Consider the following 6848-nt stretch of genomic DNA (forward strand, 5'->3'; position numbering starts at 1 on the left):
CGTTTCATCATGTTCTCCGATTATCGACATCACTTAGACACATGGGTTTCCCAAAACCGAATAGCGTAGTCTATCCACCCTTCAGCGTCCGTACCAACACCGAGCCCAAAGCCATGACCGGCATTCTTATATTTACGATACTCGACTTTGATCCCGGCGTTTCTCATGTTCTCAACACGCCTATCTACCACTGATACATCAACAATTCTATCATCCTCGCTTACCATAATAAAGGCTGGGGGAAAGTTTTTAGAAAAACTTGTATCCCCGGTATAAGCAATGATCACAATACGCGGTTTAGGAATCTCATGACCTACAAAATCGGCAGTTCCTTTTGAGGCGATGTTTCCAACCATCCTTGCGCCAGCTGAACTACCCCATAAAGAATAATTTTTAACACCGACCTCAAACATTTCCGCTTTCTTGAAAATATAAGAGATAGCTGCTGCCAGGTCTTCCTTGGCCCTTAACCCATCCCCCACACGATATCTCAATACAAAGGCATTATACCCCCTTTTACTCAGCTCAAAAGCGTGTGGAAAGCCTTCATGGAGGGAGCCGACATAGGAGAAGCCTCCTCCCGGGCACACAATGGCAAACGGAGCTCCCGGTTTACCCCTGAAGAAGAAGAGGCCAGTATCTTTTTTTGATGAATCCATCTGTTTTTGCTGGTCTGTGAAGAAGTCATAGAAAATGGTTTTACCTTCTCTGACTTCGTTAATCATGAGATTAAGCGCTTTCACCACTCTCTCAGGAAGCACATGGCTGTGATACGGCATGAGAGAACCAATTTTGCTCAGTGGCATATCAAGATGTTGAATGTCTTCAACTCTCAGAAGAATAAGATGGCTAAAGCCCTTAAATGCTGGATGCTCTATAATGCGGCGGACGGGATCATCGGTTTTTATATGGGGAAAGATTCTATGGACTTGTCTATTTTGAACTAAGTGTTCGCCTTTATTACCCTGAGACATGACGGGATCACTCTTCATCCAGATTGCAAGAAAGATCACCAAAAATAAAAATTGCCTGCTCATTCCTGACTCACGTTTTTTATTTGACAAGCTCGATCGTGACTTTTAAAGAGCCGGGCACGTTTAACGCTTCTATGCCGCTGTTGATTTTCCCCAGGATGATCAGCCCGCTCGAATATCCAAAATCCTTATAAAATATCGCCAGATTTCCCCAGGGTGCATAATAGGCAATATCTCCAACAGAAGGATCACTTCCCGAAGGCGCGCCTTCTGTGGATAATCTTTTTGGCAGACCGCTGACTTTTTCTGTCCGCGCATAATCCTCTAATGTTAAGGTGAGTGGCAGTAAAGAGATAAAATCACGGGTTGTTTGGCTGTCGATCAAAGTAGCTGAAAGCACCTTGTCCCCGATCTTTAGCCTGACCTTCTTGGTGCCACTGTCGGCGTCGCAAGGATCATGGTAGAGGACCATCGCCAATGCAAGGCAAACAAACATGAAACTTCTCATCGAGGCTTTTCCTCCATTCAATCATAGACTATCTAAAGCGCTCCGTCCAACCTGAAGAGATTATTATTTTAGGTGTTCTTTAAAAAAGTTTTCCAATTTGTCAAATGGAATAACATTCACCTTGTCATACAAGTCAACGTGACCGGCATTGGGTATAATCATTAACTCTTTCGGTTCGGCAGCCATTTTGTAAACATCTTCGCTGAAGTAACGGGAGTGCGCCTTTTCCCCGGCTATCAATAGAATTGGCCGAGGTGAAATTTCTTTGATGTATGTTAGGATGGGCATGTTCATAAATGGTAAGGGATTGGTAGCTGTCCAGGCACCATTTGAGTTTGGCGATCTGGGATGAAAACCGCGTGGGGTCCGGTAATAATCGAAATAATCTTTTACAAATTGAGGTTCATTACCTTTCAACTTTTCAGGTAAAATGCGGGGGCCTAAAGCAGGAGAACCCGATTCAGCATCCTTCCAACGTTGTTGACTCAGTTGCTCCAATATTTTCGTCCGTTCCTCTAAAGTCAATTTATCATTATAGCCTTTTGCCATCACCCGCGACATATCATACATACTCGTCGTGGCAACAGCTTTGATGCGTTTATCCACCGCCGCCGCATTCAAAGCAAAACCTCCAAAACCGCAAATGCCAATAGCTCCTATTCGTTTCCTGTCAACGAATGATTGTATTCCAAGGTAATCTACGGCTGCACTAAAATCTTCCGTATAAATGTCAGGGGAAGAAACATGGCGTGGCTCGCCACCACTTTCAGCCGTAAAAGATGGGTCGAAGGCGAGTGCAGCAAAACCGCGGTCTGCCATTTTATTGGCATATAATCCTGATGATTGCTCCTTTACAGCACCGTAGGGACCACTGATGACAAGTGCCGCTAATGGTTCTTTCCCACGATTTTTAGGTAGGTATAAATCGCCCGTTAGCTTAATTCCATAGCGGTTTTTGAAGCTCACCTTTTGACGTGTAACCTTATCACTTAATTGAAAGGTATATTGTTCTGCTTTTTCGGTCTTACTCGCTTTTGCTGAATTTTGATTCCAAGCTTGTCCCAATAACAAAATTGAAACCACAGCTAAAATTGATAATGCTCTCATGTTTTCCTCCTTTTTAGATTAGTGGTCCTTTACATGTAGTATCCCGGTTTTTTGTATAGCCTGTCCCACTTGTCGAGTATATCCGGTTTATAGACCTTTTCCTTCCAATCCTCCTGTTTGAACTCTTCAATGGCTACTGAAACCGAACCTTCGGAGCCTCCTATGATGTTGACCATGTCTTTAACAATTGCTTCGGCAAGTCGAACCTTCTGCTGTTCAGTTCTACCGGGAAAGAGTTTTACGATGACATGAGGATTTTTATATTCCTTTATCTTCTTAAATTCTTCTTCTGCCAGAGTTGTGAGGCTGTTCACCTCCGCCTTTCCCATCCCTTTAAAAATGGGAAGTGCGATAGCTCCAAGCGCTATAAAATATTTTTTTAGAAAGTATCGTCGGCAAATCTCCATTTCCATGTTTCTCTCCTTCTATCATGATCTATTTCAGAAATGTTAGAGAATATCCTTTTCGTTTCTGGTTCGAATCTATTGTTGATTGCATTATACTACTCAAAGAACGAAAGGAGGTAGACCAATTCTTTTTATTTCTTGCCTAATCCTCCAAATTTTTAATAAATTGGTTGAACAGCCGATTATTGTCTGATATGATTAATTGGGAAATAGATTGGGGGATCTTAGCCCTTACCCAAGAAGTATTTTAAATATCGACAGCCCCCTGCGGGCGTGGGTTTATTCAGTAGGAGAAAACAATGCGTAAGCAGAATTCTAAACAGATGTTTGAGAATAGCAAAACGGAAGCTGTCCGAGAAGCATTAGCAAAGAGCATTGCCAGATGGACCGCCAATGCCGAACACATCGAAACAGCGATTCCGGGTTTGGCACTTTGGCAACGGAAAGAACCGACTCAGCCGATGAGCGGTATGTATGAGCCGAGTATTTGCTTAGCCGTTCAAGGGGCAAAACGCGTTGTGCTCGGAGACGACGTGTATGTGTACGATGCTCAACACTTTCTCATAACATCCGTGGATCTTCCCACGGTTTGGCAGATTGTTGAAGCGAGCGAGGAAAAGCCATGTTTAGGGCTCGTATTGAAACTTGATCAAAGGGAGATTGCTCAGTTGTTGGCAGACAGTCACCTTCCCCCGCCACGGGTACGGGAATCAAGACGTGGAATGGCGATTGGAGAGGTCACTTTGCCGCTTCTCACCGCCTTTGAACGGTTGATTGGTTTGCTCGATGAGGCAGAAGATATTCCGATTCTTGCGCCGATCATCCAGCGGGAAATCCATTACCGTTTGCTTGTGGGCGACCAAGGTGAGCGTCTGCGCCAGATCGTGACGGTGAAAAACCCAAGCCACCAAATTGCCAAGGCCATCGAGTGGTTGAAGAGTCATTATGATCAACCTCTTCGCATTGAAGATCTTGCTGCTCGTGTCCATATGAGCGCTTCGGCTTTCTATCACCATTTTCGGCGGTTAACAGCCATGAGCCCGTTGCAGTACCAGAAATGGCTACGATTAAACGAAGCGAGACGGTTGATGTTAACCGAAGGCTTCAATGCAGCGACAGCAGCCTTTCGGGTTGGTTACGGGAGCCCATCTCAATTCAGTCGTGAATATCGCCGTTTTTTTAACAAGCCACCGGCAAAGGACATCATGTCCTTACGGCGAATGCCTGGCAGTGCGAGAGGTTACCACTCCAATCAATTTGCTTGAAAAGTTTCCATGGGATACTAAAGGGTTGTTGAAGGAGTTGGTAAGAGAGAGGGGAACTCAATCCTTATCTTCGGGCCGAAACTGAATGCCATGCTGTTGGGAGAGGTAATTCTTCATCTGCTCTAAAAACTTTTCAGCCTCTTTTATATCATTTTCAGCATCCCCGAAATCAAACGAGGTAAATATGTCATAATCCCCATTTTCCCTTTCGTCTTTTAGCTTGTTCAGCCAACGACCATATTCTTTGTCTATCTTTCCAGTCTTTACCAAATGGAGGCCAAACATGGTTTTTAAGGCGCTGTGGCTTTCGACCGTTATTCCTTCAGAAAAAAGAACAGCACTGGCTGCATGGAACATGGAGTAATAAGCCCTCGAGATGGCATCATCGATAAGCCCCTCTTTGAGAAGGACTTTTGCAGCCCTCAGCTTTTCATTGCTCTTTTCAATCTGAATGACAATCAAGTCTTTTGTTTTTGGGTCCACAATTCTTTTCCTGTTTTTAGAATGGACGCAAGAAATGGTGTCGGATAGGAAGCCATTCTGAGGAATTGTTCCTCTTTATAAATCTTGAGAGAGATGTCAACGCCATATCGAATCAGAAAGTCCGTGACGATCTCGTAGATTCCATCGATAATCTTTCTATCCTTTTCCTTCAGGACAATGACGAAGTCGTAATCTGATCCCGGTTTTGGAACCCCCCTAGCCCTTGAACCGAAAAAAGTGACCGACACAATATGGTCAGAGAATAATGAGGAAATTTTTTTTACAAACTTTTCTTCGATAGAACTTTTATTTTGAGCCATCTTCAAACGACCTCTCATCAACAATGCGATTTTTTAGTATGAATACATAAAAAAAAGACTTAATGCAATAGATTTTCGCAAATCCTGCGGGCGATCTTTGGCATGGGGAGAAGCTTTAATTTTTTGATGGCGACCCATTCTCCTTTTGCTATGGGGTTAAGAGTTTGGCACCGAAATACATGGAGGGTGAGTTTGAAGTGGGAGTAAGTTTGTTGGAAGGTGCCAAGGAAGACCTTACATTTCACCTTTAGCCCCAATTCCTTCTTAACTTTTTCTCGTAAGTATACGGTTAAGTCTCTTTGCCCATCTAATCTCCAGTTTGGAAATTCCCACAGCCCTCCCAAAAACCCTTTCGAGGGCCTCTGCTTTAGGAGAAGTTTATCATCTTTTTGAATCACAGCGGCAACCGCTTCGATGTGAGGGATCTTTTTTTTAACTGGCCTGGTTGGAAATCGTTCTGGTTCTCCCAGACGGTATCCCTTGCAGAGAAAGTTGATAGGGCACTGAAGGCAGAAAGGGTTTTTTGGGATGCACGTGGTGGCGCCAAGGTCCATGAGCGCCTGATTAAACGAGGCGGCATGGCCCTTTGGAATCAAGGAGGCTGAGTATTTCCATAAGATTTTCTCCGTCTTGTGGGTAGCTCCTGATAGGGCAAAGAATCTCGAAAGAACCCTCTTCACATTTCCATCGAGAATGGGTACCTCCTGGTTGAAGGCAATGGAGAGAACGGCGCCCGCCGTGGATTTACCCACCCCGGGGAGGCTGAGGAGGTCTCTGATGTTGTCAGGAATTTTCCCGTTAAAACGGCTCACGATTACCTGTGAGGCTCGGTGCAAATTTCTCGCTCTCGAGTAGTAGCCAAGCCCTTCCCAGACTTTCAGGACCTTCGATAAATCGGCCCTCGCAAGGGATCGCACCGTTGGAAAGGTCTTTAGAAATTTCCGGTAGTAGGGAATGACGGTTGCCACCTGGGTCTGTTGAAGCATGATCTCCGATACCCAGATGGCGTAGGGATCTTTCGTTTTTCGCCAGGGGAGTTCTCTCTGGTTTTTTTCAAACCATTGAAGGAGTCCGGATTGGATCTTCTTTTTTAAACCAGGCTGCAACACATTTCGATAAATTTTATCTCGAGGCCCAGTTCCTGGGCATATTCGATCGTCCCCTGGAGGGGGTAGGCGATGGTGTTTACGCCGGAGTCGATGGCGCCTTTTTCCATTTCGCCCTTTGAGGAGTGGGCGGGCCGGATGCACCCCATCCGGAGGGGGGTGGTTGGGTTCAGTATTCGGGCGATGGATGAAATCCTGGACGTTTCCTCCGGCGTCGGGACTCTAAAGGCATTTCTCCCTGCCAACGGTTTAAGAACGACCAGCACGATGGTCTCCACACCGACCCGGCTCACGATTTCGAGGGCCTTCCACTCCCCTCGGATCTCTCCGAAGTGATGGCCGATGATGATGTGGGGAGCGAGCCTGTGGCCCATCTCTTTAAGCATCCAGAGCGTTTCTTCATAATCCCTTACCCTCTTGTCCAGATGATAGACCTCTCGAATCGTCTCATCGTCGCCGATGACATCGATCAAGATTTGATCCACTCCTGCTTCTTTTAACCCTTCTGCGACTCCCCGGTTGAGCAGGCCGGTGTGGACGAGAATCTTAAAGGAGGGGTGTTTTTTCTTGATCTCTTTGAGGGACGGGATAAATTCTTCCAGCGGGACTTCCCCCTTCCGGTTTGCTCCTCCGCTTACCAGGATGCCAAGGGCACCCTTGGATTGAAGTTCCTCCATC

General features: G+C 45.6%; 9 protein-coding genes. 1 reads left to right on the forward strand and 8 read right to left on the reverse strand.

Annotated features, from left to right (window positions below):
- Positions 1-29 precede the first annotated feature (29 nt).
- The 4 genes from N3G78_02605 to N3G78_02620 form a co-directional block, all read right to left on the reverse strand.
- Entirely contained in the window at positions 30-1037 is a 1008-nt protein-coding gene (locus tag N3G78_02605) for an alpha/beta hydrolase (GenBank protein ID MCX8116808.1), read from the reverse strand.
- 16 nt (positions 1038-1053) lie between these two features.
- Positions 1054-1446, reverse strand: coding sequence for a cyclophilin-like fold protein (locus tag N3G78_02610; protein MCX8116809.1), 393 nt, complete (start codon positions 1444-1446; stop codon positions 1054-1056).
- Between the two features lie 99 nt (positions 1447-1545).
- Positions 1546-2589 (reverse strand): alpha/beta hydrolase, encoded by a 1044-nt coding sequence (locus N3G78_02615; protein ID MCX8116810.1) that lies wholly within the window; start codon positions 2587-2589, stop codon positions 1546-1548.
- 29 nt (positions 2590-2618) lie between these two features.
- Positions 2619-2861, reverse strand: coding sequence for a tautomerase family protein (locus tag N3G78_02620; protein MCX8116811.1), 243 nt, complete (start codon positions 2859-2861; stop codon positions 2619-2621).
- A 434-nt stretch (positions 2862-3295) separates the two neighbouring features.
- On the opposite strand from N3G78_02620, the gene N3G78_02625 reads away from it, so the two are divergent.
- Positions 3296-4261 (forward strand): AraC family transcriptional regulator, encoded by a 966-nt coding sequence (locus N3G78_02625; protein MCX8116812.1) that lies wholly within the window; start codon positions 3296-3298, stop codon positions 4259-4261.
- A gap of 57 nt (positions 4262-4318) precedes the next feature.
- Here N3G78_02625 and N3G78_02630 read toward each other — a convergent pair whose 3' ends face one another.
- The 4 genes from N3G78_02630 to N3G78_02645 form a co-directional block, all read right to left on the reverse strand.
- A complete protein-coding gene (locus tag N3G78_02630; GenBank protein ID MCX8116813.1) occupies positions 4319-4744 on the reverse strand; it encodes a HEPN domain-containing protein in 426 nt (141 codons plus the stop codon).
- Positions 4720-5064: a nucleotidyltransferase domain-containing protein gene (locus N3G78_02635; protein ID MCX8116814.1), complete on the reverse strand. Its 345-nt coding sequence runs from the start codon at positions 5062-5064 to the stop codon at positions 4720-4722. The genes N3G78_02630 and N3G78_02635 overlap by 25 nt, the downstream gene beginning before the upstream one ends.
- Before the next feature lie 59 nt (positions 5065-5123).
- A complete protein-coding gene (gene mutY / locus N3G78_02640; GenBank protein MCX8116815.1) occupies positions 5124-6173 on the reverse strand; it encodes an A/G-specific adenine glycosylase in 1050 nt (349 codons plus the stop codon).
- On the reverse strand, positions 6155-6848 hold a 694-nt coding region (locus N3G78_02645), incomplete at its 5' end, for a radical SAM protein (GenBank protein MCX8116816.1). The genes mutY and N3G78_02645, both read right to left, overlap by 19 nt.

This window comes from Thermodesulfobacteriota bacterium (assembly GCA_026415035.1).
Lineage (GTDB): Bacteria > Desulfobacterota > BSN033 > BSN033 > UBA1163 > RBG-16-49-23.